This window comes from Mycobacterium sp. (genome assembly GCF_049673265.1).
In the GTDB taxonomy this organism is placed as follows: domain Bacteria; phylum Actinomycetota; class Actinomycetes; order Mycobacteriales; family Mycobacteriaceae; genus Mycobacterium.
Window position 1 is genome coordinate 1 of record NZ_JBATXN010000149.1, and the last position, 2,310, is coordinate 2,310.

At 62.2% G+C, this 2,310-nt stretch carries 2 protein-coding genes; both read right to left on the reverse strand.

Going from position 1 to position 2,310, the window contains the following annotated elements:
• Positions 1-659: MCE family protein (locus tag WBF82_RS05335; RefSeq protein ID WP_424382050.1), on the reverse strand; the 659-nt coding region annotated here is incomplete at its 3' end.
• A gap of 8 nt (positions 660-667) precedes the next feature.
• A complete protein-coding gene (locus WBF82_RS05340) occupies positions 668-2,194 on the reverse strand; it encodes a virulence factor Mce family protein (RefSeq protein WP_424382049.1) in 1,527 nt (508 codons plus the stop codon).
• Between the last annotated feature and the right edge of the window lie 116 nt (positions 2,195-2,310).

The following is a 2,310-nucleotide window of genomic DNA, read 5'->3' on the forward strand; positions in this document are numbered from 1 at the left end:
CGATCACTCACATAGGACAGCAGCCGGTCAGTGGAGTCGATGACGTGGGCGATATCGTCGCGCTGTTTGTTCAGCTGGCCGGTGAAAGTGCTCAGCTTGCCCAGAAAGTCCCGAATCTGTTGGGCACGCCCGGCCAGAATCTTGTAGACCTCGTTTTGGATCACCTCGAGATTCGGGACGCCCCCGCCGCGCAGCACCAGGGCCAAGCTGGCAAGCGTCTGCTCGGTGGAGGGGTACGCCGACGAATTCGTCAGCGGGATGGTGTCGCCGCTCTTCAATAGCTGTGGCGACGGGTCCAGGGGTGCGGCAAGCTCCACATGCTGAGAGCCCAGCAGGCTGGTCTGGCCGATCTTGGCCGTGGCATTCTTCGGCAGCCTAACTCCCTTTGCCAGGTCCACGGTCAGGGTGGGAACCCAGTTCTTGAGGTTGATTGCGCGAACGCTACCGGCGAACACGTCGGCTACCAGTACCCGGCTGTTGCCGTTGAGTGCCAACGTATTTGGCATCTGTACGTAGATGGTGTAGGAGCCTTTGCCGCCGCCGGGACCGCCGGGCAACGGCACATTGGCGATACCCCGCCAGTGCCCGCATGATGTCAGCACGACCGTGGCCGTCAGCAACGCCAACGTCTGCCAAGCCCGGTGGCGAACCGACCGCATAGCGCGCTTCACGAGCCGGCTCCTGTGGGTGCCGCCGGGGCCGCGGTCGGCGACGGCAGCGGTTGCGGATACCACGGCGGTGGTAGCGGGTTGTTCTCGTCGTAGGCATTCGGCGGGCCGGCCATGTTCTGGGCCGGCGGTGGCGCGGCGATATCGGGCCCGCCCATCAGCTCGGCCAAAGATGCCGGTGTCAGCAGGTTCGCGGTGGCCGGCTGGACCTTGATCCCTTGCATACCCGGCGCGACAACCCATCCAGGTTCGGAGTTGCGGTGGGACCACGGTGTATCCGGTGAGAAGATGCCGGGGACGGTGGTGTCCTTGTATCCGGGCGGCGGCTGCAGGCGCGGCTCGGAGTACGCAACGTTTTTGGGCAACGTGTCAGCGGAGCTGAACAGGTTGATTCCGGATGGGAAATAGTTGAACTTGATCGCGTCCATGATCGGCGCCAGATATTGCGCACACAACTCTGCCGAATCTTGATAGCCGAGCCTGCTTCCGGCCTGAATCGCGCTGCAAATGAACTGCATTGGGTTGGCGAAGTTGACCAACGCAGGCACGCCGGTCAGACTGCCGTGCGCCGGCTCGTAGATCGCAAGGACGTTGGCTGCCATGTTCGGCAATATGTGCAGCGCAGTCTCCAAACCCTCGCGCGGCTCCGGCTGCATGATGGCGGTAGTGGCTTCGCTGAGATTGTTGACGTCGTGCGTCAGCACCTCGCGGTTCTCGGTCAGGAATGCGCTCGCGGTGGACAGCAAGCTGTCAGTCTGTTGGATGGCCTTGGCAGCAGCTTGATCGGAACTGGTTAGGTGAGTGGTGAATTGGGACAGGTCTTTGTTTAGGGCGACGAACTGTTGGTCGTCACGGTGCAACGCGTTGACGAACAACGCCAGGCTGTGTAACACCGTGAAAAAATCGCCGCGGCCTTCGTCCAAGGTGCTAAGTGCGGTCGACAGTCTGTCCAGGGTGGTGTTGATCTGCTTGCCTTTCCCCGCTAGTCCGTCGGCGAAGGATTCGATGACGTCACCGAACGGCCCCTTCTTCTGTTCCTTGGTCGGGCCGAGATTATCGATGATGTGAGTGATGTTGTTGCGCAGGTCATCCCACTCGACCGGTACCTGGGTGCGGTCTTCTGGGATCACCGCGTGGTCGGCCAGCACGGGCCCACCCTTATAGGGCGGTTCCAACTGAATGCTCCGGGAGGCCACCAGCGTGGGGTTGAGGATCATCGCCTGTGCATCGGCGGGCACCTTGTATTTGTTGGCGTAGTGGAAGGTAACTTTCATCTTGTCGCCGACGGGTTCGATCTTGTCGATCGCCCCGACGCGAATGCCCATGATGACTACCTTGTCTCCGGCGTAGAGCGCATTGGTCTGCGGAAAATAGGCCACCACAGTGTTGTTGGTCAGTTTTCTGTAGAGCTGCACGCCCACCAAACCGGCAACCAGACCGCCTGCGAGAAGGAGTGATCCGATGATCACCGTCGCGCGCGACAGCCGTGGCAGTTGCAGTTTGCGGATATCGAAGATCGTGCTCATCGGCTGTTACCCCCCATCTCCGCCGGGTGTGATGAACGGGGCCGGTAGCTGCGGGCCCGGTCCCGGCGGCGCTGCGGGGCCGGGCGGCAGCGCGGGCGCGAAGGTCGACGGTGGCG

What these genes read in the sequence shown, in the direction of transcription:
- WBF82_RS05340 (WP_424382049.1), bottom strand. Translation starts at nt 2,194, where the DNA reads ATGAGCACGATCTTCGATATCCGCAAACTGCAACTGCCACGGCTGTCG.